The sequence below is a fragment of the Mycobacterium sp. UM_WGJ genome (assembly GCF_000455125.1).
Lineage (GTDB): Bacteria > Actinomycetota > Actinomycetes > Mycobacteriales > Mycobacteriaceae > Mycobacterium.
On the sequence record NZ_AUWR01000054.1, the window covers coordinates 26387 to 49262 of the forward strand.

Annotated in this window: 24 protein-coding genes; 10 read left to right on the plus strand and 14 right to left on the minus strand. The window is 69.0% G+C overall.

Features of this window, described 5'->3' with window-relative positions:
- Nucleotides 1-7 precede the first annotated feature (7 nt).
- The 4 genes from hisH to hisD are packed head-to-tail and all read right to left on the minus strand — an operon-like array spanning nucleotide 8 to nucleotide 3703.
- Nucleotides 8-631, minus strand: a complete 624-nt coding sequence (gene hisH / locus N416_RS0115965) for an imidazole glycerol phosphate synthase subunit HisH (RefSeq protein WP_024443104.1) — start codon at nucleotides 629-631, stop codon at nucleotides 8-10.
- Nucleotides 628-1236 (minus strand): imidazoleglycerol-phosphate dehydratase HisB, encoded by a 609-nt coding sequence (gene hisB, locus N416_RS0115970; protein WP_024443105.1) that lies wholly within the window; start codon nucleotides 1234-1236, stop codon nucleotides 628-630. The genes hisH and hisB overlap by 4 nt, the downstream gene beginning before the upstream one ends.
- A complete protein-coding gene (locus tag N416_RS0115975; RefSeq protein WP_024443106.1) occupies nucleotides 1233-2381 on the minus strand; it encodes a histidinol-phosphate transaminase in 1149 nt (382 codons plus the stop codon). Before N416_RS0115975 ends, hisB begins: the two co-directional genes overlap by 4 nt.
- Entirely contained in the window at nucleotides 2378-3703 is a 1326-nt protein-coding gene (hisD, locus tag N416_RS0115980; protein WP_196805147.1) for a histidinol dehydrogenase, read from the minus strand. Before hisD ends, N416_RS0115975 begins: the two co-directional genes overlap by 4 nt.
- Nucleotides 3704-3862: 159 nt before the next feature.
- Between hisD and N416_RS0115985 the strand changes: the two genes are divergently transcribed.
- From N416_RS0115985 to N416_RS0116000, 4 genes are all read left to right on the plus strand, one after another.
- Nucleotides 3863-4267 (plus strand): nitroreductase family deazaflavin-dependent oxidoreductase, encoded by a 405-nt coding sequence (locus tag N416_RS0115985; protein ID WP_024443108.1) that lies wholly within the window; start codon nucleotides 3863-3865, stop codon nucleotides 4265-4267.
- A gap of 24 nt (nucleotides 4268-4291) precedes the next feature.
- Nucleotides 4292-4702, plus strand: coding sequence for a nitroreductase family deazaflavin-dependent oxidoreductase (locus tag N416_RS0115990; protein WP_024443109.1), 411 nt, complete (start codon nucleotides 4292-4294; stop codon nucleotides 4700-4702).
- Nucleotides 4703-5017: 315 nt separating this feature from the next.
- Nucleotides 5018-5245 carry an AbrB/MazE/SpoVT family DNA-binding domain-containing protein gene (locus tag N416_RS0115995; RefSeq protein ID WP_024443110.1) on the plus strand — a complete coding sequence of 76 codons (228 nt, stop codon included), beginning with the start codon at nucleotides 5018-5020 and terminating at the stop codon, nucleotides 5243-5245.
- Nucleotides 5238-5672, plus strand: a complete 435-nt coding sequence (locus N416_RS0116000) for a type II toxin-antitoxin system VapC family toxin (protein WP_024443111.1) — start codon at nucleotides 5238-5240, stop codon at nucleotides 5670-5672. The genes N416_RS0115995 and N416_RS0116000 overlap by 8 nt, the downstream gene beginning before the upstream one ends.
- Nucleotides 5673-5787: 115 nt before the next feature.
- Here N416_RS0116000 and nadC read toward each other — a convergent pair whose 3' ends face one another.
- Genes nadC through nadA form a run of 3 tightly spaced genes read right to left on the minus strand, consistent with a single transcriptional unit; the run spans nucleotide 5788 to nucleotide 9280 of the window.
- Nucleotides 5788-6645, minus strand: coding sequence for a carboxylating nicotinate-nucleotide diphosphorylase (gene nadC / locus N416_RS0116005; protein WP_024443112.1), 858 nt, complete (start codon nucleotides 6643-6645; stop codon nucleotides 5788-5790).
- Nucleotides 6642-8231 (minus strand): L-aspartate oxidase, encoded by a 1590-nt coding sequence (locus N416_RS0116010; protein ID WP_024443113.1) that lies wholly within the window; start codon nucleotides 8229-8231, stop codon nucleotides 6642-6644. Before N416_RS0116010 ends, nadC begins: the two co-directional genes overlap by 4 nt.
- Nucleotides 8228-9280 (minus strand): quinolinate synthase NadA, encoded by a 1053-nt coding sequence (gene nadA, locus N416_RS0116015; RefSeq protein WP_024443114.1) that lies wholly within the window; start codon nucleotides 9278-9280, stop codon nucleotides 8228-8230. Before nadA ends, N416_RS0116010 begins: the two co-directional genes overlap by 4 nt.
- A 45-nt stretch (nucleotides 9281-9325) precedes the next feature.
- Between nadA and N416_RS0116020 the strand changes: the two genes are divergently transcribed.
- Nucleotides 9326-10018: an NUDIX domain-containing protein gene (locus N416_RS0116020; protein WP_024443115.1), complete on the plus strand. Its 693-nt coding sequence runs from the start codon at nucleotides 9326-9328 to the stop codon at nucleotides 10016-10018.
- A 42-nt stretch (nucleotides 10019-10060) separates the two neighbouring features.
- Nucleotides 10061-11398, plus strand: coding sequence for a lipase family protein (locus tag N416_RS0116025; protein ID WP_024443116.1), 1338 nt, complete (start codon nucleotides 10061-10063; stop codon nucleotides 11396-11398).
- Here N416_RS0116025 and N416_RS0116030 read toward each other — a convergent pair.
- The 3 genes from N416_RS0116030 to bioB are packed head-to-tail and all read right to left on the minus strand — an operon-like array spanning nucleotide 11364 to nucleotide 13230.
- The gene (locus N416_RS0116030; RefSeq protein WP_024443117.1) at nucleotides 11364-11996 is read right to left on the minus strand and encodes a DUF2567 domain-containing protein; all 633 of its coding nucleotides are present in this window, start codon (nucleotides 11994-11996) and stop codon (nucleotides 11364-11366) included. The two genes, N416_RS0116025 and N416_RS0116030, sit on opposite strands and share 35 nt — an antisense overlap.
- Entirely contained in the window at nucleotides 11993-12232 is a 240-nt protein-coding gene (locus N416_RS0116035) for a hypothetical protein (protein ID WP_024443118.1), read from the minus strand. Before N416_RS0116035 ends, N416_RS0116030 begins: the two co-directional genes overlap by 4 nt.
- Nucleotides 12232-13230 (minus strand): biotin synthase BioB, encoded by a 999-nt coding sequence (gene bioB, locus N416_RS0116040; RefSeq protein WP_024443119.1) that lies wholly within the window; start codon nucleotides 13228-13230, stop codon nucleotides 12232-12234. Before bioB ends, N416_RS0116035 begins: the two co-directional genes overlap by 1 nt.
- 48 nt (nucleotides 13231-13278) lie before the next feature.
- Between bioB and N416_RS0116045 the strand changes: the two genes are divergently transcribed.
- The gene (locus tag N416_RS0116045) at nucleotides 13279-13866 is read left to right on the plus strand and encodes a TetR family transcriptional regulator (RefSeq protein ID WP_024443120.1); all 588 of its coding nucleotides are present in this window, start codon (nucleotides 13279-13281) and stop codon (nucleotides 13864-13866) included.
- Between the two features lie 38 nt (nucleotides 13867-13904).
- Here the strand turns inward: N416_RS0116045 and N416_RS0116050 are convergent, their stop codons facing one another.
- Genes N416_RS0116050 through N416_RS0116065 form a run of 4 tightly spaced genes read right to left on the minus strand, consistent with a single transcriptional unit; the run spans nucleotide 13905 to nucleotide 17579 of the window.
- The gene (locus N416_RS0116050) at nucleotides 13905-14408 is read right to left on the minus strand and encodes a 2'-5' RNA ligase family protein (RefSeq protein WP_024443121.1); all 504 of its coding nucleotides are present in this window, start codon (nucleotides 14406-14408) and stop codon (nucleotides 13905-13907) included.
- 2 nt (nucleotides 14409-14410) lie between these two features.
- Nucleotides 14411-15091 (minus strand): dethiobiotin synthase, encoded by a 681-nt coding sequence (gene bioD / locus N416_RS0116055; RefSeq protein WP_024443122.1) that lies wholly within the window; start codon nucleotides 15089-15091, stop codon nucleotides 14411-14413.
- A complete protein-coding gene (locus N416_RS0116060) occupies nucleotides 15088-16245 on the minus strand; it encodes an 8-amino-7-oxononanoate synthase (protein WP_024443123.1) in 1158 nt (385 codons plus the stop codon). The genes bioD and N416_RS0116060 overlap by 4 nt, the downstream gene beginning before the upstream one ends.
- 41 nt (nucleotides 16246-16286) lie before the next feature.
- Complete coding sequence (locus tag N416_RS0116065; RefSeq protein ID WP_152664727.1) at nucleotides 16287-17579, minus strand: adenosylmethionine--8-amino-7-oxononanoate transaminase; 1293 nt, start codon at nucleotides 17577-17579, stop codon at nucleotides 16287-16289.
- Between the two features lie 157 nt (nucleotides 17580-17736).
- On the opposite strand from N416_RS0116065, the gene ripD reads away from it, so the two are divergent.
- From ripD to glgX, 3 genes are all read left to right on the plus strand, one after another.
- Nucleotides 17737-18375, plus strand: coding sequence for an NlpC/P60 family peptidoglycan-binding protein RipD (gene ripD, locus N416_RS0116070; RefSeq protein ID WP_024443125.1), 639 nt, complete (start codon nucleotides 17737-17739; stop codon nucleotides 18373-18375).
- A 71-nt stretch (nucleotides 18376-18446) separates the two neighbouring features.
- Nucleotides 18447-20657 carry an acyltransferase family protein gene (locus N416_RS0116075; protein WP_024443126.1) on the plus strand — a complete coding sequence of 737 codons (2211 nt, stop codon included), beginning with the start codon at nucleotides 18447-18449 and terminating at the stop codon, nucleotides 20655-20657.
- Between the two features lie 50 nt (nucleotides 20658-20707).
- The gene (gene glgX / locus N416_RS0116080; RefSeq protein WP_024443127.1) at nucleotides 20708-22876 is read left to right on the plus strand and encodes a glycogen debranching protein GlgX; all 2169 of its coding nucleotides are present in this window, start codon (nucleotides 20708-20710) and stop codon (nucleotides 22874-22876) included.

Here is a 22876-nt window from a genome sequence, read left to right on the forward strand (position 1 = left end):
GCAGTACTCACAGTGCCTCCACCCAGTTGCTCAACAGTGTCGCCCCGGCATCCCCACTCTTTTCGGGGTGAAACTGGGTGGCGGCCAATGGCCCATCCTCGACAGCCGCCACGAACGGTACCTGATGAGTCGCCCAGGTCACCAAAGCCTCTGGACGCCCCTCCCACCGTTGCGCGGCGTAGGAGTGCACGAAGTAGAACCGGGTGTCGGCGTCCAGACCGGCGAACAGGGTGCTGCCGGCCGCGGAGTCCACGACGTTCCAGCCCATGTGTGGGATCACCGGGGCATCGAGCCGGGTGACCGCGCCCGGCCACTGGCCGCAGCCGGCGGTATCCACCCCGAACTCGACTCCGTGTGCGAACAGGATCTGCATCCCGACGCACACGCCGAGTACCGGCCGGCCGGCCTGCACTCGTTCGGCGATGATCTTGTCGCCGTTGACCTTGCGAAGCCCGGTCATGCACGCCGCGTACGCCCCGACGCCCGGCACCAGCAGGCCGTCGGCGTCGGTGGCGGCGTCGGCGTCGGCGGTCACCTCGACCTGGGCGCCGACCCGTTGCAGGGCCCGCTGGGCGGAGCGCAGATTCCCCGAACCGTAGTCCAGGATCACCACCCTGGGAGAGCTACTCACAGGGCGCCCTTGGTGGACGGCACGCCGGTCACGCGAGGGTCGGGCTCCACGGCCTGGCGCAGCGCACGCGCGACCGCCTTGTACTGGGCCTCGGTGATGTGGTGCGGATCGCGCCCGTAGAGCACCCGCACGTGCAGCGCGATGCGTGCGTTCGACGCCAGCGTCTCAAACACGTGCCGGTTGATCACGGTGTGGTAGGGCGCCTGCGTTCCAGCAATCGTGGTGTGCGCCAGGTGATCCGGTTCCCCGGTGTGCACGCAGTACGGTCGGCCCGACACGTCGACAGCGGCGTGGGCCAGCGTTTCGTCCATCGGGATGAACGCGCCGCCGAATCGGCGAATGCCCTTCTTGTCGCCCAGCGCCTCGCCCAGCGCCTGTCCGAGCACGATCGCGGTGTCCTCGACGGTGTGGTGGGCCTCGATCTCGACGTCGCCGCGGGCGCGCACCGTCAGATCGAAGCTGGCGTGACTGCCCAGTGCGGTCAGCATGTGATCGAAGAACGGCACGCCGGTCTCGATGTCAACGATGCCGGTGCCGTCCAGGTCGAGTTCGACCGTGATGTCGGATTCGCGGGTGGCGCGTTGCACCCGGGCGCGGCGGGTCATGATGCTCCTAATGACGGTTGGGCGAGTTCGGTGGCCGCAAGCTGTTTGCTGGCGGCGAGCAGTGCGTCGTTCTCCTCCGGAAGCCCGGTGGTAGCCCGCAGGTAGCCGGGGATACCGACATCGCGGATGAGGATGCCGGCATCCAGGTAACGCTGCCAGGTCGCGGGCGCGTCGGCGAACTGGCCGAACAGCACGAAGTTGGCGTCGCTGGGAATGACCCGAAACCCCATGGCGGACAACTCGGCTGAGACGCGGTCGCGTTCGGCGATCAACTGCGCGACGCTACCCAGGGTGTCGTCGGCGTGACGGAGTGCGGCGCGGGCGGCTGCCTGGGTGACCACCGACAGATGATACGGAAGGCGAACCAGCAACATCGCATCGATCACCGCCGGAGCCGCGACCAGGTAGCCCAGCCGGCCACCTGCGAACGCGAACGCCTTACTCATCGTGCGGCTGACGATCAGCTTCGCCGGGTAGTCATCGATCAGCGCGATCGCGCTGGGCTGCGACGAGAACTCGCCGTAGGCCTCGTCGACGATCACGATCCCGGGCGAGGCTTCGAGCAGGTCCTGTAGATCCTCGAGCGGAATGCTCTGTCCGGAAGGGTTGTTGGGCGACGCGACGAACACCACGTCGGGGTGGTGCTCGGCGATAGCGGCGCGGGCCACATCGACGTCCAGCCCGAAGTCGGTGGTCCGGTTGGCGGCCAGCCACCGCGTCTGGGTCCCGTCGGAGATGATCGGGTGCATCGAGTACGACGGCACGAAGCCGATCGCGCTGCGGCCCGGTCCGCCGAACGCCTGCAGCAACTGCTGCAGGATCTCGTTGGAGCCGTTGGCTGCCCACACATTGTCCGGCCCCACCTCGACGCTGGTCTGGGTGGTCAGATAGGCGGCCAGGTCGGTGCGCAGCGCCACCGCATCGCGATCGGGATAGCGGTGCAGCTCCACAGCCGCCTCCCGCACCGAGCGCGCCACGTCGTCGATGAGCGCCGCGCTCGGCGGGTGCGGGTTCTCGTTGGTGTTGAGCCGCACCGGAACCTCCAGTTGCGGCGCACCATAGGGCGACTTGCCGCGCAGGTCGTCGCGCAGCGGCAGATCCGCCAGGCTGATCTGCGCGCCCGGACGGGACGGTGTAGCGCTCACTGCTCGAACCTCCGTCGAACCGCCTCGCCGTGTGCGGGGAGATCTTCGGCCGTGGCCAGCGCGATCACGTGCCCACTGACATCTTTGAGCGCAGCTTCGGTGTAGTCGACGACGTGGATGCCGCGCAGGAACGTCTGTACCGACAGTCCACTGGAGTGCCGCGCACTGCCCGCGGTGGGCAGCACGTGGTTGGAACCGGCGCAGTAGTCACCGAGGCTGACCGGTGCGTACGGGCCGACGAAAATCGCACCGGCGGAACGGATTCGGGTCGCCACTGCCGCGGCATCGGCGGTCTGGATCTCAAGGTGCTCGGCAGCGTAGGCGTTCACCACCCGGATTCCGGCGTCCAAATCGTCGACCAGAACGATCGCCGACTGCGGTCCAGACAGTGCCGTGGTCACCCGCTCGCGGTGCACGGTGGTCTGCAGCTGGGCAGTCACCTCGCGGTCAGTGGCGTCGGCCAACTCGGGGCTGGTGGTGACCAGCACGCTGGCGGCCATCTCATCGTGCTCGGCCTGACTGATCAGGTCCGCGGCCAGGTGCGCCGGGTGCGCGGTGTTGTCCGCGAGTATCGCGATCTCGGTGGGTCCGGCCTCCGCATCGATGCCCACCTGCGAGCGACACAGCCGCTTGGCCGCGGTGACGTAGATGTTGCCGGGGCCGGTGACCATGTCGACCGGCGCCAACTCGCCCCCATCGGTGTCGGTACCGCCATAGGCCAGCAACGCCACCGCCTGCGCACCGCCGACCGCCCACACCTCGGTCACGCCGAGCAACCGGGCGGCGGCCAGGATCGTGGGATGCGGCAGACCGGCAAAGGCGGCCTGGGGTGGGCTGGCGATCACCAGCGACTCGACACCGGCGATCTGGGCCGGGACGACGTTCATCACCACGCTGGACGGGTAGACCGCGTTGCCGCCGGGTACGTACAGGCCCACCCGCTCGACCGGAAGCCAGCGCTCGGTGACGGTGGCGCCCGGGGCCAGCGTGGTGGTGGTGTCGGTGCGCCGCTGATCGGAGTGCACCGCCCGGGCGCGGCTGATCGCGACTTCCAGGGCGGCGCGTACGGCGGGGTCCAATTCGGCCAGCGCACGCTCCAATGCCGCCGCCGGCACCCGGATCGTGTCCGGTCGCACCCGGTCGAATGATTCGCCGAACTCCAATGCTGCGGCGGCGCCACGTTCGGCGATCGCCTCGACGATCGGGCGCACCCGCGGCAGCACCGCCTCCACATCCACACCGCCCCGCGGCAGGGTGGCGCGCAGCTGGGCCTTCGATAGGTCCGACTGTTCGGTGCCGCGCAGGTCGATGCGTGCCATCAGGCCGGTGTTCACGCCGTCCATTGTCCCAGAGGGGCTCAAGTGATTATCGCCAAGCTCGGCCGACCCCGAAAGCCGTCCTGCGCGCCGCTTCAACGCCGGTCCGGTCGAACCCGGCTAGGGTGGGAAATCGAGCTGTGAACTTCGAGAACGGAGCACGGTATGCCCACCAGGGACCACCCCAAGAGCGTTCCCGGGGTCCCCTACATCTTTCCGGACTGGCTGGACTACCTGCAGCGCACCATCGAAAGCCCCGTTGTCAAACGATTCCACCTCCCTACCTTCGCGGTGATCGACCATCGGGGCCGAAAGTCCGGCAACCCGTACCGCACCGTCGTACGCGCCTTCTGCAAGGGCCCGCGGCTGGCTATCATGCTCGGCCACGGCAAAGCCGACTGGGTCAGGAACGTGCTGGCCGCCGGGGAGGCCGACGTACACCTGTTCCGGCGCGACGTTCGCGTCACCAACCCGCGGATCGTGCCGGTCGGCGGCGACACCAGCGGCCTGCCGTGGATCACCCGGTTGGGGTCCCGGCGGGTCGGGATACTGGTCGCAGACATCACCTGAAACACCACGAGGAACGGAGTCCGTATGGCTGGCGACAAGAGTGCCGGGGATGAGCCCAAGCTGCCGGTGGTGTTCCCGCCGTGGCTGGACCGGCTGCAGATCAAATACATGAACCCGGTGGTCAAGCCGCTGTCCCGGTTCCTTCCCGGCACGTCGGTAATCAAGCACCGCGGCCGTAAGTCCGGCAATCCCTACGAGACGGTGGTGACGACCTACCGCAAGGGTGACCTGCTGGCTGTGGCGTTGGGCCACGGCATGGCCGACTGGGTTAAGAACGTGGTGGCCGCCGGGGAGGCCGACGTGCGGTTGTTCCGCAGTGAACTGCACCTGACCAACCCGCGGATCCTGCCAGCCGGTACGGCCGATGGGTCCCTGCCGTGGGCCGTGCGGCTGCAGAACCGCAAAGTCGCGGTGCTGGTCACTGACATCAGCTGATGTCAGCGGGCGGCAGGTCAGCGACGACAGGGCGGTAGCCGAGAGTCCAGGTCTCGCTGATCGAGGAGATCGCGGTGCCGGGCTTCCGGCGTCATCGCCAGGAGCGACATGTCGGCTTGCACTGTCGGATCCAGGTAGGCGGGCGGGCGACGCCAGTAGGCACCCCCGAACCCGTCAGTGCAGTCATGCGGTACGGGGACCCGTCGTCATTCACAGCGCCCATGCGTGGATCCGGCCGCCCGGTCCTGTCTTACCGGGTCACGTCGATGCCTCGCGCCTGATTCTTACCGCGCCGAGTAAGAGTAGGATCGTAAGATGCGAATCACCAGCAAGGGCCAGGTGACTATTCCTCAGCACATCCGGGAACGGTACGGGTTATTGCCCGATACCGAGGTCGACTTCATCGATGACGACGGGACGGTGACGCTCGCACCGCGACGATCCGGCCGACCCGATCGAGGCGACAACGCGGTTGCCGTTCTCCGCGGAACCGGCCATCGCAGGATGTCGACCGATGAGTTGCTGCGCCTGACCCGTGACTGAGCCCTGCCGCCCCGCCGGCTACCTGGTCGACTCGAACGTGCTGCTCGACGTCGCCACCGAGGATCCGCGGTGGTTCGGGTGGTCGTCCGAGGCGTTGAGCACCGCGGCGCGGACCGTGCCGTTGCTGATCAATCCCCTGGTTTACGCGGAGGTCTCCGCCAACTACGACACGGTCGAGGAACTCGACGAGGCTCTGCCCGAGGCCCTGTTTCGCAGGGCTCCGCTGCCCTATCCGGCCGGATTCGTCGCAGCGCGCGCGTTTCTGGCCTACCGCTCGCGGGGCGGCGCACGGAGATCACCGCTACCAGATTTCTACATCGGCGCGCACGCGGCGGTGGACCGACTCGGCCTGGTAACTCGGGATGCTCGTCGGTATCGCAGCTATTTCCCGACCGTGGAGTTGATTGCCCCGGACTCCGGCGCCTGATCGTCACACCGGGATCGCGAGTGTGCGGTTTCATCCGCAGCGGGCGGCGCGTCGCGGATGAAACCGCACAACCGAGCAGACGGGGATGGCGGTAGCGGCAGCGGGGCCACCTGACTTACATGTCCAGGCCGATGTCGAGCACTCGCACCGAATGGGTGAGGGCTCCCACGGCCAGGTAGTCGACTCCGGTGGCGGCGTAGGCTCCCGCGCTGTCGAGGGTCAGCCCGCCCGAGGACTCCAGCAGTACGCCGGGGGCGCGCGAGTCGCGTCGCTGCACGGCCATCTGGGTCTGCCAGACCTCGAAGTTGTCCAGGAGCACCAGCTCGGGCCCCTCGGCGAGCACCTCGTCGAACTGCTCGAGTGAATCGACCTCGACCTCGCAGGGCACGTCGGGCGCTGCCGCCCGCACCGCCCGCAGCGCCGCGGCCACCGAACCCGCCGCGGCCACATGGTTGTCCTTGATCAGCGCGGCATCGCCCAGGCCCATCCGGTGATTTACCCCGCCGCCGACGCGTACCGCGTACTTCTGCAGCAGCCGCAGGCCGGGCAGCGTCTTGCGGGTGTCGCGGATGCGCGCTGACGTGCCGTCTACGGCGTCGACCCAAGCCGCGGTGGCCGTTGCGATCCCGGACAGGTGGCACACCAGGTTGAGCATGGTGCGTTCGGCGGTCAGCAGGCCACGAGTGTCGGCCTTGAGGCTCAGTACCGGTGCGCCGGCCGGCAGTCGGCTGCCGTCGGTCACCTTGTCCAACACCTGGTAGCCGTCGGCTCCGAGGACCTCGTCGAGCACCAGGAGGGCCAGGTCGACCCCGGCGATCACCCCGGGCGCCCGCGTGACCATGGCCGCTTCGGCCGTCACACCGGCGGGAACCGTTGCGGCGGTGGTGACATCGGGCCCGTAACGCAGGTCCTCATCGAGCGCGCGGCCGATGACCTGGCGCGCCTCGTCGAGTTCGGTCTCGGACAACGTCACGATGCGACCCCCGCGGGTGTCTCGAGCGCGACAAACCCGTCGCGCAGCCGGATGGTGGAACTACGGGCCTGACCAGGATCGGGGTCCGGGCAGTCGGACCGGTGGTGGCAGCCCCGGCTTTCGGCGCGCGCCGACGCCGCCGCTGTGACGACGCGGGCGGCCAAGGTCAGTGCGGCGTCCTCGACACCGGCCCGGTCGGTGACCTGGCGGGCACCGGCGCCGCCCAGCAGCTCGTGCAGTCGGGTGAGGCCATGCACGTCACGGACCCCCGAGGCGTCGCGCGACATCGCGTCCTGCAGCGTCTGCCGGTCCAGTGCCGTGTGCCGGGCGGGCTCGCCCACCACCGCGTCGCAGCCACCCACTGATACCGAGTGAGCTGCGGCCGCAGCGCCCGCGCGGTCACCGACCACCAGACCTTCCAGCAGGCTGTTGGACGCCAGCCGGTTGGCGCCGTGCATGCCGGTTCGGGCCACCTCGCCCGCGGCGAACAGACCGGGCAACTCGGTGCGGCCGGCGATGTCGGTGACCACCCCACCACAGCTGTAATGCGCGCCGGGAACCACCGGAATCGGTTGACGCACCGGGTCGATCCCGGCGTCGCGGCAGGCCGCGGTGACGGTCGGGAAGCGTTGCGCGAAGCCGTCGATCCCGCGCGCATCGAGATACGCGCACTCGTCGCCGGTTTCGCGCAGCCGCGCGTCGATAGCTCCCGCCACCACGTCGCGCGGGGCCAGATCCCCCATCGGGTGCACCCCATCGGTGATCGAGGCGCCGCGGGCGTCGATCAGCCTGGCGCCTTCACCGCGCACCGCCTCGGTGATCAGCGGCCGGCGCCCGCCGGTGCCGCGGCCGTTGGCGACTCCCGAGAACAGCATGGTCGGGTGGAACTGGATGAATTCCAGGTCGCTGACCGCCACACCGGCCCAGAGCGCCAGGGCCAGCCCGTCGCCGGTCGCCCCACCGGGATTGGTGGTCGCCCGGTACAGATGCCCCAGACCGCCGGTGGCCAGCACCACCGACGGGGTGTGAATCACGCCGATACCGTCGGCGTTGGCCACCAGCACGCCGGTGACGCGGTCGGCGTCGCGCAGGATCTCACACACCACCTGACCGCAGCGAACATCAAGTGCGGCGGCGGCCTGGTCAAGCGCACGCTGCACCTCGGCGCCGGTGGCGTCGCCGCCGGCATGAATGATGCGGCGCCGGGAGTGCCCGCCTTCGCGGGTGAGCGCCCAGTGGCCGTCGCGGCCCTGGTCGAACACCGCACCCGAGCCGGCCAGGTTACAGACCGCACGATAACCGTCGGCCACGATCGAGGTCACCGCCTCGCGGTCGCACAATCCGCCGCCGGCGGCCAGGGTGTCGGCGACGTGGTCGGCCACCGAGTCGTCATTGCCGGGCAGGACCACTGCGATCCCGCCCTGGGCGTAGTGCGTCGCCGTGGCGGCTGAGCCCGCGGCGGACTTGCTGAGTACCACCACCTCACGCCCGGCGCGGTACGCGGCTCGCGCCGCCGCCAGCCCGCCGACACCGGTGCCGATGACCACGACATCGGCCCGCTGCTGCCAGCTGGGACCAGGGGTCACTTGCTGACCGGGACGGAGTGTCCGATAGAGATCATCCGCTGCACGCTGCGGGCTGCCAGACGCGCCGTCTCGGGGTCGACATGGATCTCGTCGGCGCCCTCGGTCAGGCTGCGCAGCAGGGCCGCCGGGGTGATCATCTTCATGTACTTGCAGGCCGCCTTGCGGTTGACGGCCTCGAAGTCGACCTGCGGCGCCGCCTTGCGCAGCTGGTGGATCATGCCGACCTCGGTGGCAACCAGCACCTTGCGGGCCCCGGTGCGCGCGGCCTCCTCGAGCATCCCGCCGGTGGACAGGATCTTGACCTGCTCCTCGGGGAAATGGCCCTCGCCGACCAGGTACAGCGACGACGTCGCGCAGCCGCACTCGGGGTGCACGAACAGTGCGGCGTCGGGGTTGGCCCGGGCCTTCTCCGCGAGCTCGTCGCCGTTGATGGCTGCGTGCACGTGGCATTCGCCGGCCCAGATATGGAGGTTGTCGCGGCCGGTGACCCGCTTGACGTGCTGGCCCAGGAACTGGTCGGGAAGGAACAGCACCTCGCGGTCCGGATCGATCGCGTTGACCACATCGACGGCATTCGAAGAGGTGCAGCAGTAGTCGGTCAGTGCCTTGACCGCCGCGGTGGTGTTCACGTAGGACACCACGACCGCGTCCGGGTATTCGTCGCGCCAGGCCTGCAGTTCCTCGGCGGTGATCGAGTCGGCCAGCGAACAGCCCGCCCGGGTGTCGGGCAGCAGCACCGTCTTGTCCGGGGACAGGATCTTGGCCGTCTCGGCCATGAAGTGCACACCGCAGAACACGATGGTGTCCTCGTCGGCGGTGGCCGCGATCCGGGCCAGCGCCAGGGAGTCCCCGACGTGGTCGGCGATGTCTTGGATCGCCGGCAGTTGGTAGTTATGGGCGAGGATCGTCGCGTTGCGTTCCTTCTTGAGCCGGAGAACCTCGGCCACCCACTCCTCGTCGGGTTCGATACCGCTGTAGCCGGCCGGCGAGTTCACGATGCGGTCGGCCAGGCTGCTTGCCCGCACACCGCTGTCGGTGAGGGTGGTCATGAGTGACTCCTTCTCAAAACAGGTTTTCGACTTATAATCGAAAACGTGGTCCATACTAGCACCGCGCACGAAGTGCTCACCGTCGTCTTCCAGGTTGGCGGCCTTGATCAGCGCCGCCCCAGACTCAATGTGCTGCTGTGGGAACGCGCGCGCGAACCGCAGTCGGGGCGCTGGTCACTGCCCGGTGGCCTGCTGCGCAATGACGAGGATGTCACGGCGTCGGCCCGACGCCAGCTGGCTGAAAAGGTCGACCTACGTGAGATCGCCCACCTTGAGCAGCTGGCTGTGTTTTCCGACCCGCGCCGGGTGCCCGGCGTGCGCACCATCGCCTCGACCTTTCTGGGCTTGGTGCCCTCCCCCGCGGACCCGGAGCTGCCGAGCGACACCCACTGGCATCCGGTCGACGCCTTGCCGGCCATGGCGTTCGACCACGGACCGATGGTGGCGCACGCACACAGTCGTCTGGTCGCCAAGATGTCCTATACCAACATCGGATTCGGCTTGGCGCCAACGGAATTCATCTTGTCCACGCTGCGCGACATCTACAGCGTGGTGTTGGGCTACCAGGTCGATGCCACCAATCTGCAGCGGGTGCTGGTGCGCCGCGGGGTGATCACCCGCACCGGTACCACCGCCCGATCGGGGCGTAGCGGGGGCCGTCCGGCGGCCCGATACCGGTTCACCGACTCCGAACTTCGCGTCACCGACGAATTCGCCGCATTGCGCCCGCCCGGGTGAGTCGACTGGAATCTTAACGCCCTCTTAAGCAAGAATGCCGGGATGGATGTCGACAGTCTGGCCCGCGAAACATCTGTCGAGTGGATCGGGCAGGCCCCGCACCAGCCGCTGCAGGCCGGCGAACGCCCCCTGCCGGTGGACGAAGATCCGTTCTATGCGCCGCCGGCAGGCTTCCAGCACGCCGTGGCCGGCACGGTCCTGCGCTCCCGCGACGTCGAGCTGGCCTTTTTGGGCCTGATCCCGCAGCAACTGCAGGCCACCCAACTGCTCTACCGCACCGTCGACCGCAATAACATCCCGCAGGTGTCGGTGACCACCGTGGTGGTGCCCTCCGACCGGGACCGGACCCGGCCATGCCCGATCGTGTCGTACCAGTGCGCGATCGACGCGGTGGACGGCCGCTGCTTCCCGTCCTTCGCGCTGCGCCGCCGCGCCCGGGCGCACGGGTCTTTCACCCAACTCGAATTCGTGCTGATCGCAGCCATCCTGTCGCAGGGCTGGGCGGTCTCGATCCCCGACCACGAGGGCCGCTTCGGCCACTGGGGGGCGCCGTATGAACCCGGCTACTACGTGCTCGACGGGCTGCGCGCCGCGCTGGGCCACGACCAGCTGGGACTGTCCGCCGACGCCCAGGTGGGCCTCTGGGGCTACTCCGGCGGCGGTCTGTCCACGGCGTGGGCGGCTCAGGTCTGCGGCGACTACGCCCCCGACCTCAATATCGTCGGCGTCGCACTGGGCTCACCGGTGGGCGACCTCGGCAACACCCTGCAGCGTCTCAACGGCTCATTCTGGTCCGGCCTGCCGGCCATCATGATCTCCGCGCTGGCCCGGGTGTATCCCGACCTCGACAAGGTCATCGAGGAGCACGCCACCGTCGAAGGCCGCGCACTGCTGCACTCCCTGGAGCTGGTCACCACCGCGACCGCGGTGCTGCGCCTGCACCATCGCGCCCTGGACACCTTCATCGACCGGCCGCTGGAACAGCTGATCGAACACCCCGTCGTCCAGCATGTGTTCGACGACACCCGACTGGGCGGCGCGGTCCCGGCTGTCCCGGTGCTGATGCTGCAGGCCATCCACGACCAGGTGATCTCCGTCGACGACATCGACGCGCTCGCCGAGACCTACGCGGCCGGCGGCGTGCCGATCACCTACCACCGCGATCTGCTCAGCGAGCACGTGACACTGCATCCACTGTCGGCACCGATGGTGCTGGACTGGTTGCGCGACCGGTTCGCCAACCGGCCGCTGCCGCAGGCGCCGGTGAGCAGTGCCTGGCCGGCGCTGCTGAACCCCAAGACCTATCTCGGGCTGTTGCGCCTGGGTGTGGTCGCGGGCCGGGTCATCACCGGCGGGGCGGTGCGACGCCTTCCGCTGTGACCGCCCGCTGCGGTCGCCGCACGGATTCCGGCGGATAGCCGCCCAAGTCGTCGCGGGTGCTCCACGTGGCGCACATGCCGTAGACCAATGCCGCAGTGGCGGCAGGCAGCAGCAGGGAGGCCGCGATCTGCAGCGGCGTGTGCCCGAAGAACACCGGCGGCCCCTCGGCGACGTAGTGCACCCGGTGGTCGGGGCTCACCGGCGCGGCATCCACGTCGATGCTGCCGTAGCGGCGCTGCACCAAGACGGTGCCGGTCAGGACCGCCAGCGCTGCCCCGGCAGCCAGGCCTCCCACCAGGCCGGCGATCATGCCCGGTCCCCGATGGGCCCGCCACTGCCAGGCCAGGGTGGCCGCCACCACTGCCACTACGCCCAACAGCCCGAGCAGCAGGAACGGCGCGATGAAGAAGTTCTCGGCCTCGTTGCCCAGGTAGGCCTGCACCCGCTCGCCGCCGCGGGTCAGTGCCACCACCCCGTTGATGGGCGGGGCGACCCACGCCCACAATGCGCCGATCGGCAGGCCGATGACGGCCAGTCCGGCGGCGATGGTCAGGTATGCCCGTTTCCGCGTGATCCGCGGCGCTCCGGGGGTCGTCACCGCTGGGTGTCCAGGTCGGCCGAATCCACCAGACCGTGCCGCGAACACTTGGCCCACCAGCCATCAGGGCGGACCTGCACCATCATCCGGCGCCCACAGGAGGCACAGAACCGCGGCGGCTCCAGGCCCAACTGGGCCGCGGTCGGCAACGAAGCCCCGGCGGGATCGTCGCTCTGCACGCCGGTGTAGACGTTGTAGACACCGGCTGCCACCGGAACGGGCAGGTCGCGAACCATCACAGGGTGGCGTTGAGTGCCTTGATCGGCATCTGCAGGTCGTCGAGCAGTTCCAGGTCGGTCTCGGCAGGCCGGCCCAGGGTGGTCAGGTAGTTGCCGACGATGATGGCGTTGATACCGCCCAGGATGCCCTGCTTGGCGCCCAGGTCGCCCAGCGTGATCTCCCGGCCGCCCGCGAAGCGCAGCATGGTGCGCGGCAGCGCCAGCCGGAACGCCGCGACGGCCCGCAGCGCGTCGGCGGCCGGCAGCACCTCCAGGTCGCCGAACGGAGTGCCCGGGCGTGGGTTGAGGAAGTTCAGCGGCACTTCGTCGGGGTTGAGCTCAGCCAGATCGGCGGCGAACTCCGCGCGTTGCTCCAGCGTCTCGCCCATGCCGAGGATGCCGCCGGAACAGACCTCCATGCCGGCCTCGGCCACCATGCGCAGGGTCTCCCACCGCTCTTCCCAGGTGTGGGTGGTGACGACGTTGGGGAAATGCGATCGGGCGGTCTCCAGGTTGTGGTTGTAGCGGTGCACGCCCATGGCGGCCAGCTTGTCCACCTGCTCCTGGGTCAGCATGCCCAGCGAACAGGCGATCTGGATGTCGACCTCGTTGCGGATGGCTTCGATGCCCGCGGCGACCTGGGCGAGCAGCCGCTCGTCGGGCCCGCGTACCGCGGCGACGATGCAGAACTCGGTGGCGCCGGTCTTGGCGGTCTGTTTGGCCGCCTCGACCAGGCTGGGAATGTCCAGCCACGCGCTACGCACCGGTGAGGAGAACAGTCCCGACTGCGAGCAGAAGTGGCAATCCTCGGGGCAGCCACCGGTTTTCAGGCTGATGATGCCCTCGACCTCGATCTCCGGACCACACCAGCGCATCCGCACCTCGTGGGCCAACGCCAGCAGCTCATCGAGGCGATCGTCGGGTAGCTGCAGCACTTCGAGAACCTGATCCCGACGCAACGCCTCGCCGCGCTCCAGTACCTGCTCCCGCGCCAGCGCCAGGATGTCGTCGGTCACACGTGCTCCCCTCAAAAACTTGAACGGTGTTCAGGTTAGGCTAGGGGGGTGCAGCTGCACAAACCTGACGTGGTCGCGGCGGCGACCACCATCCTGGACGACTACGGCATCGCCGATCTGTCGATGCGCCGGCTGGCGCGCGAGCTCAATGTCAGCCCCAGCGCGCTGTACTGGCATTTCGCCAACAAGCAGCAGTTGCTGGGTGCGGTCGCCGACCGCGTGCTGGCGCCCGCGTGTGCCGATCCCGGGCCGGGCAGCTGGCAGTGGCGGATCCAGACCGTGGGCCAACGCCTGCGCGATGCGCTGCTGTCCCACACCGACGGTGCCGAGCTGGTGTCGGCCAGCATGGCGGCCGGCCAGTCGCAGGCGGCCACCGACATCCTGACGCTGTTGGCGGAGTCGGCGACAGCCGCAGGCGTACACCCGGATCAGGCCGGGCAGGTCGCCCGCACCGTTGTCTACTACGTGCTGGGGTTCACCGCCGACGAACAGTCCCGCCTGCAGTGGGACGCTGCCGGGGCCGCCGAGATCACGCCCGAGGCCGACCCGAGCGGCGCATTCGCGTTCGGGATGGGACTGCTGATCGACGGCCTGACGATGCGGGCCGGTGTAACCGTCGGTAGCCCTTCGCGGTGACCCTTCGCGCCCGGCCTCGCCGCGCCTGCGATCACCGCTTAGATCAGATACTCGTTGCGCGCGTTGCCATCCCATCGGCGCAGCCCGACAAATCGCCCGCTGATGTCAGCTCGGCCGGCGATGCGCTGAGCCCGGCCCAACTGGTCCGGCCCGACCCGGCGGGCCAGCGTGGTGTGCGCCGTCCACCGGCCCGGCGTCACGTTGGCCAACGGTCCGGGCATCAGGAGGGGTGCGCATAACCGGTACACCTGCTCGTGCAGTTCCAGCAGGGCCACCGTCGGCACCACCAGCCGTGCCAGCACCCCGTGTGAGCGGCCGAAGATCAGCGTCGCGCCAAGCGTGCAGTCCATCGGCAGTCGGTCGGCAACGGTGGCCAGCGCGGCGTCGGCCTGCGGATCGATGCGCTGGGCGACCACCAGGGTGACGTGCGGTCGCGCGGCCGGGGCCTGGCTGGGCACGCCGGCGGCGGCCAGATCGGTCCAGATCCGCCGGACCGCGGTCTCGGTGCCGGCGTCGAAGACCAGCTCGATCGAGTGCACCATCGCTACCCCGCCAGGGTGCGCACCCAGTCGGTGTCGAACGCTGCGGCACTCATGGCCGCGAACTCCGCGACGCCCAGCGCGGCGGCACCGGCCGGCAGCACCGCGCGTACCGCAGCTTGCCGGGCCAGCGCCCCGCGGTTGCTGGTGGCGGCCGGTCCGGGCTGCGCCGGCCAGCTGCCGATCACCAATCCGGCGCACGACAACCCCTGTCCGGCCAGTGATTCCAGGGTCAGTGCGGTGTGGTTGAGGGTGCCCAGTTCGGCGCCGACCACCACCAGCACGGTGGCGCCGAGGTCGACGGCCAGATCGCGCAGCGTGACGCCGTCGGCTGCCAGCTCGACGAGCAGGCCACCGGCGCCCTCCACCAGGGTCAGTCGTTCCGGGCGGTCGGCGGCCCGGATCAGCGCCGACAGCTCGGCGCGGGTCGGCAGTGTCATCCCGGCCTGCTCGGCCGCGGCCGCCGGGGCCAGCGGCGCCGGGTAGCGGGCAGCGGCGAACAGTTCGCTCACCCCCGAGAGCCGGCCGACCTCGGCCAGGTCGTCGTCGCCGTCAGCGGTGCCGGTCTGAACCGGTTTGCACACCGCCACGTCCAGCCCGGCCTGCCGGGCAGCGCCGGCCAGCGCGGCGGTCGCGATCGTCTTGCCCACGCCGGTGCCGGTACCGGTGATGACCAAGACGGTCATGACGACAAAGCGGGATGGTCGCGCAGCACGGCGCGCAGCACCCGTCGCGCCAACTCCAGATCGTCGGCGGTCAGCGAAGCCCGCGCGGTCAGCCGCAACCGGGACGTGCCCGCGGGCACGGTGGGCGGCCGGAAGCAACCGACCCGGACTCCGGCGTCCAGACAGGTGGTCGCGGCGGCCACCGCCGTCTCCGCGTCCCCGAGAATGACCGAGACCACCGCGGATTGCGGCTGGTCGCGCAGCTCGCAGATCTCCGCCAACACGCCCGCGTGCCGAAGCACGTCGGCGGCGCGAGACGGCTCGGCGACCAGCACGTCCAGCGCGGCCGACGCGGCGCCCAGCGCTGCCGGGGCCAGACCGGTGTCGAAGATGAACGTGCGGGCGGCGTCGATGAGGTGATCGCGAACCTCTACGGGCCCCAGCACCGCACCGCCCTGACTGCCCAGGGCCTTGGACAACGTCGTCGTGATCACCACATCGGGCGCGCCGGCCAACCCGACCTCGTGCACCAGCCCGCGGCCACCGGAGCCGCGCACCCCCAGTGCGTGCGCCTCGTCGACGATCAACAGGGCGCCGTACCTGCGGCACACCTCGTGCAGCCGGCGCAGCGGGGCCAGCGCGCCGTCAGTGCTGAACACCGACTCGGTGAGCACAACGGCGCGTTCCTCGGTCCGGCCGGCCAGTGCCGCGGCGACGGCGTCCACGTCCCGGTGCTCGGTGACGACGACCCTCGCCCTCGAGAGCCGGCAGGCGTCCACCAGAGATGCGTGACAGTAGGCGTCCGACACCACCAGTGCCCCCGGCCCGGACAGGCTGACCACCGCGCCGAGATTGGCGGTGTAACCGGAGGAGAACACCAAACCCGCTGGCGCACCGACGAAGTCGGCAAGATCCTGTTCGAACTGCTGATGCAGTTCGGTATTGCCGGTCACCAGACGCGATCCCCCGGCGCCGCCGCCCCAGGTCTGCAGCGCCTCGACACCGCCGGCGATGACGGCCGGGTGGGTCGCCAGGCCGAGGTAGTCGTTGGACGCCAGGTCCAGTTCGGTGGCGACCACAGGCCGCACCCGCAGTGAACGTCGCAGACCGGCCTGTCGACGCCGCTGCTCCACCTCGGCCAGCCAGGCCAGTGGCGACACATCGGTGCGGGTCACGCGGCTCTCCCTGTGCGGTCTCGAGACGACTTGAACACTGTTCAGGCTAAGGCATGCACCGCGTCGACCATCGCGCCGCCGATCCGGGCGATCTCCTCGGGGCTACAGATGTAGGGCGGCATCGCGTAGACCAGGTTGCGGAAGGGGCGCAGCCACACGCCGTGCGCCAGTGCCGCTCGAGTCGCAACGGCCATGTCCACCGGTTCCCGGCATTCGATGACTCCGATCGCGCCGCAGACCCGGACGTCAGCGACCCCGGGCAGGTCACGTGCGGGTTGTAGGGCAGCGGTCAGCCCGGCGCCGATCCCGGCGACCGATGCACGCCAGTCCTGGCGCAGCAACAGTTCGGTGCTGGCGACCGAGACCGCGCAGGCCAGCGGGTTCGCCATGAAGGTCGGCCCGTGCATCAGTGCGCCGGCCTCCCCGCCGCTGATCGTGTGGGCGATCTCGGTGCTGCACAACGTGGCGGCCAGGCTGAGGTAACCGCCGGTCATGGCCTTGCCGACACACATGATGTCGGGGGTCACGCCCGCGTGATCGGCGGCGAAGAGCTCACCGGTGCGGCCGAAGCCGGTGGCGATCTCGTCGAAGATCAGCAGTACGCCGTGGCGGGTGCAGGCGTCGCGCAGGTCCACCAGGTAGCGCGGGTCGTGGAAGCGCATACCGCCGGCGCCCTGTACCACCGGCTCCACGATCACGGCAGCCACCTCGTCGCGGTGCTGCTCCAGCTGGGCCTCGAACGCGGCGCTGTAGGCCGGGTCGTAGTCGCGGGGCACCTGCGGGGCGAACAGCTGGGCCACCAAGACATCGCGCCACAGCGAGTGCATGCCGCCGTCGGGGTCGCAGACGCTCATCGGAGTGAAGGTGTCGCCGTGGTAGCCGCCGCGCCAGGTCATCAGCCGGTGTTTGGCGCCGCGGCCGCGAGCGCGCCAGTACTGCAGCGCCATCTTGACCGCGACCTCCACCGACACCGACCCCGAGTCGGAGAAGAACACCGTGTCCAGCCCGGCCGGGGTGATGTCCACCAGCAGCTCGGCTAGCCGAGCGGCGGGTTCGTGGGTGAGCCCGCCGAACATGACGTGGCTCATGGTGCCTACCTGCGCGGTGAGCGCGGCGTCCAGTTCGGGGTGGCCGTGGCCGTGGATCGCAGTCCACCACGAGCTCATCGCGTCGAGTACGTCGAGAGGTGCCTCGTCGACGACCAGAGTCAGGTAGGCGCCCCGGGCGGCCAGCGCCACCGTCGGCGCCAGAGATTCGGCGCCGATTGTGCTGTACGGGTGCCACAGGTGTGCGGCGTCGATGGCGCTGATCTGGTCGGGAGTCAACGCGGACATGCCTGACGACAGTAGTGGCCGCCGGCATAACCGTTGGGTCACAGGTTGCGCAATTTCTCTTCCGCGGCGGCTGATGGGGCGTAAACGCCGGTAGTCTCTGTGACAGAAGTGACGAGTGATACTGCCGTGAATATCGGCCGAGAAGGGGGTTGCTCCTATGAAACGCGTCTGCGCTACCGCGATCGCATTGGCGGCGGCCCTGGCTCCGGCGCTGAATGCCGCGCCCGCCTACGCCGACCCGCTGTCTCAGACCGGTCAGAACCAGCTCGTCGAGCGGGTGATCCAGCGAGCGCTCTCGCAGCGCGGCGTGCCCTTCGTCTACGGCGGCGGTGACGTCAACGGGCCCACCAACAGCGCGCGGGCCCGCGCTGCCACCACCCGCAGCTCATTGACCGACATCACCGGCCGCGCCGGCGTCCCGAGCACCCCCAGCAATCCGCTGCTGCCGGGAAGCGTCACCCCGGGTCTGCCGGGCACGTCGCTGGCACCCACCGAGGACATTCCGGACACCACCACCGTCGGTTTCGACGCATCCGGCCTGATCCAGTACGCGTTCGCCGGCGCCGGCATCAGAATGCCGCGCACCTCCGGCGAGCAGTGCAGCGTCGGCCAGAAGGTCCCGCCCGCCCAGGCCCGCCCCGGTGATCTGCTGTGCTACGGCCCGGGCGGGACGCAGAGCGTTGCCCTCTACCTGGGCAACAACCAGATGATCGAGGGCACCAGCCCCGCGGTCGCGGTCTCGCCGGCGCGCACCTCCAACATGGTCCCCTACCTGACCCGAGTGATCGGCTCCTGACCGACTCGGCCGACGTCACAACGCGCAGAATGCGGTTTCTCCAGGCAGGTTAGGTAGATTGTCGGGCGATCATGATTGCCCTGTCCCCGCCTCGACCGGCAGTAACACCTGTTGCAGAGCCCGCATCCGGCTCGGTTCCGACCCGCGGGTCGGCCACCGTGATGGGCACCCGCAAGGAGGGCTTTTACCGCCACGATCTGGACGGTCTGCGGGGCGTCGCGATCGCGTTGGTGGCGGTGTTCCATGTCTGGTTCGGGCGAGTCTCCGGCGGGGTCGACGTCTTCCTGGCGCTCTCGGGCTTCTTCTTCGGCGGCAAGCTGCTGCGGGTCGCGCTGAACCCGGCCTCGTCACTGTCACCGCTTCCCGACCTGAGCCGGCTGGTCCGCCGCCTGCTGCCCGCACTGGTGGTGGTGCTGGCCGCCTGCGCGCTGCTGACGATCTTGATCCAGCCGCAGACCCGCTGGGAGACGTTCGCCGACCAGAGCCTGGCCAGCCTCGGCTACTACCAGAACTGGGAGCTGGCCCGCAGCGCCGCCGACTACCTGCAGGCCGGTGAGGCCGTCAGCCCCCTGCAGCACATCTGGTCGATGTCGGTACAGGGCCAGTTCTACCTGAGCTTCCTGCTGCTGGTCTTCGGCCTCGCCTTCCTGCTCCGGCGCATACTCGGCAAGCACCTTCGGGTCGCGTTCGTCGTGCTGCTCACGGCGCTGACGGTGGCCTCTTTCTGGTATGCGATCGTCGCGCACCAGGCCAATCAGTCACTGGCCTACTACAACAGCTTCGCCCGCGCCTGGGAGCTGTTGATCGGCGCGCTGGTCGGCGCGCTGGTCCCCTACATCCGCTGGCCGATGTGGCTGCGGACCGCCGTCGGCACGGTGGCGCTGGCGGCCATCCTGAGCTGCGGGGCCCTCATCGAGGGCGTGCGGGAGTTCCCCGGACCGTGGGCGCTGGTGCCGGTCGGAGCCACGGTGGCGTTCATCCTGGCCGGGGCCAACCGGCAAGCCCTCCCGAGCACCAGTGCGAAACTGCCGTGGCCCAACCGGTGGCTGGCGGCGGCGCCGCTGGTCACCCTCGGCTCGATGGCCTACTCGTTGTACCTGTGGCACTGGCCGTTGCTGATCTTCTGGCTGTCCTACAGCGGGCACCGGCACGCAAGCCTGCTGGACGGCGCGGTGATCCTGGCGGTCTCCGGCGTACTGGCCTACCTGACCACCCGATTCGTCGAAGATCCGCTGCGCTCCCGCAAGCCGGCCGGCCAGCCCGCCGCGCCGGTGCTGCGCCCGCGGTGGCGCAAGCCCACGGCCGGCTGGTGGCGACGTCCGACGTCGGTGTTGGGCTCGACCGTGGTGTTGCTGGGGGTGGCGCTGACGGCGACGTCATTCTCCTGGCGCGAACATGTCACCGTGCAACGCGCCAGCGGGACCGAGCTGGTCAAGCTGAGCAAGGACGACTACCCCGGCGCCCGCGCGCTGCTCAAGCACAAGCGGGTCCCCAAACTCCGGATGCGGCCGACCATCCTGGAGGCCAAGAAGGACCTGCCGGTGTCCACCCGGGAAGGCTGCATCAGCAACTTCACCAACCCGGACCTGATCAACTGCACCTACGGCGACCACGAGGCGACCCGGACTGTCGCGCTGGCCGGCGGGTCGCACGCTGAACACTGGCTGCCTGCGCTGGACATCCTCGGCCAGCGGCACCACTTCAAGGTGGTGACCTACCTCAAGATGGGCTGCCCGCTGTCCACCGAGAAGGTCCCGCTGATCATGGGCAACAACGCCCCCTACCCGCAGTGCTACCAGTGGGTGGGCAAGACGATGGAAAAACTGATCGCCGACCGCCCGGACTTCGTGTTCACCACCGCCACCCGGCCGTGGAACATCAAACCGGGCGACGTGATGCCGGGAACCTACATCGGGATCTGGAAGCAGCTGTCGGACAACAACATCCCCATCCTGGGGGTCCGCGACACCCCGTGGCTGGTGCGTGACGGCGACCCGTTCCAGCCCGCGGACTGCCTGGCCTCCGGCGGCGACGCGGAGTCCTGCGGCATCAAACGCTCTGAAGTGCTTGTCGAGCGCAACCCCACCCTGGACTTCGTCAAGAAATTCCCGCTGCTCAAGCCGTTAGACCTGTCCGACGCGGTCTGCGACAAAGAGATCTGCCGCGCGGTCGAGGGGAATGTGCTGATCTATCACGACTCTCACCACCTGTCGGCAACCTACATGCGCACCATGACCGGAGAACTCGGACGTCAGATGGGCGCCGCCACCGGCTGGTGGTGAACCCGGCCATGCTCGGCGGCGAATGCCGGAAAAGCGGATAAGGTCAAGCGGTGTCGTCGGCTGAGTCGGGCCCAGAGCCCACACCGGAGCCGTCCGCGCCCACGGTCTGGCCCGGAAACAGTTATCCGCTGGGCGCGGTATACGACGGGGCCGGCACCAACTTCGCGGTGTTCTCCGAAGTGGCCGAGCGTGTGGAACTCTGCCTGATCGACGACAGCGACCACACCGAGACCCGGATCGGTCTCGATGAGGTGGACGGCTACGTCTGGCATGCCTACCTGCCCGGCGTCGGGCCCGGCCAGCACTACGGCTTCCGGGTGCACGGACCGTTCAACCCCGCCGCGGGCCAGCGCTGCGATCCCAGCAAGCTGCTGCTGGACCCGTACGGCAAGGCCTTTCACGGCGCCTTCGAGTTCGGTCCAGAACTGTTCTCCTACGACCTGGCCGATCCCGACAACGGCGCTGCGCCCGCCGCGCTCGACTCGCTGGGTCACACCATGACCAGCGTGGTGATCAACCCCTACTTCGACTGGGCGGCCGACCGGTCACCGCGCACGCCGTACCACCAGACGCTCATCTACGAGGCGCATGTCAAGGGTATGACCGCGACCCATCCGGGCATTCCGGCCGAGCTGCGCGGCACCTATGCCGGGCTGGCGCATCCGGTGATCATCGACCACCTCAAGTCGCTGAACGCCACGGCCATCGAGCTGATGCCGGTCCACCAGTTCCTGCACGATCAGCGGCTGCTGCAGCTGGGGCTGCGAAACTACTGGGGGTACAACACCTTCGGCTTCTTCGCGCCGCACAACGAGTACGCGGCCAACCGCCAGGCCGGCGGTGCGGTGGCAGAGTTCAAAGCCATGGTGCGCGCGTTCCACCAGGCCGGCATCGAGGTGATCCTCGATGTGGTCTACAACCACACCGCCGAAGGCAACCACCTCGGCCCGACGCTGAACTTCCGCGGAATCGACAACGCCGCTTACTACCGGCTCGACGAGGACGACCTGCGGCACTACACCGACTACACCGGCACCGGCAACAGCCTCAACGCCCGTCACCCCCACACCCTGCAGCTGATCATGGACTCGTTGCGCTACTGGGTGACTGAGATGCACGTCGACGGTTTCCGCTTCGACCTGGCCTCCACGCTGGCCCGGGAGTTGCATGACGTCGATCGGCTGTCGGCCTTCTTCGACCTGGTGCAACAGGACCCGGTGGTCAGCCAGGTGAAGCTGATCGCCGAGCCCTGGGACGTCGGCGAGGGCGGCTACCAGGTGGGCAACTTCCCCGGGCTGTGGACGGAATGGAACGGCAAGTACCGCGACACGGTGCGTGACTACTGGCGCGGCGAGCCGGAAACCCTCGGTGAGTTCGCCTCTCGCCTGACCGGCTCCTCGGACCTCTACGAGGCGACCGGGCGGCGTCCCAGCGCGAGTATCAACTTCGTCACCTGCCACGACGGTTTCACGTTGGCGGATCTGGTGTCTTACAACGAGAAACACAACGAAGCCAACGGCGAGGACAACCGGGACGGCGAGAGTTACAACCGGTCGTGGAACTGCGGTGTGGAGGGCCCGACCGACGACCCCGCGATCCTGGCGTTGCGGGCCCACCAGGCCCGCAACATCATGGCCACCCTGCTGATCAGCCAGGGCACCCCGATGATCTTGCACGGCGACGAGATGGGCCGCTCCCAGCGCGGCAACAACAATGTCTACTGCCAGGACTCCGAGCTGTCCTGGATGGACTGGACCTTGGCCGAACGCAACGCCGACCAACTCGCGTTCACCCGGGCCATGACCGCGTTGCGCACCGCGCACCCGGTGTTCCGGCGGCGCCGGTTCTTCGAGGGCAGACCGCTCTGCGGCGGCGACGAGGTGCATGACATCGCCTGGTTGACCCCGGCCGGCCAAGAGATGACCCAGCAGGATTGGGGCAGCGAATTCGGCAGGTGCGTCATGGTTTTCCTCAACGGCGAGGCACTGCCGGAGCCGGATCTGCGCGGGCAGCGGATCATCGACGACTCCTTTCTGCTGTGCTTCAACGCCGGTGAGACACCGGTCGAATTCGTGACCCCCAATACCGACTACGCGCAGGTCTGGACCGTGGTGATCGACACCGCGGACCCGGCAGGCAGAACTGAGTTGGTGGTCGACGCCGGCCAGGCCGTGACGGTGACGGGACGTTCGCTGACCATCTTGTGCAAGAGCCGGTGA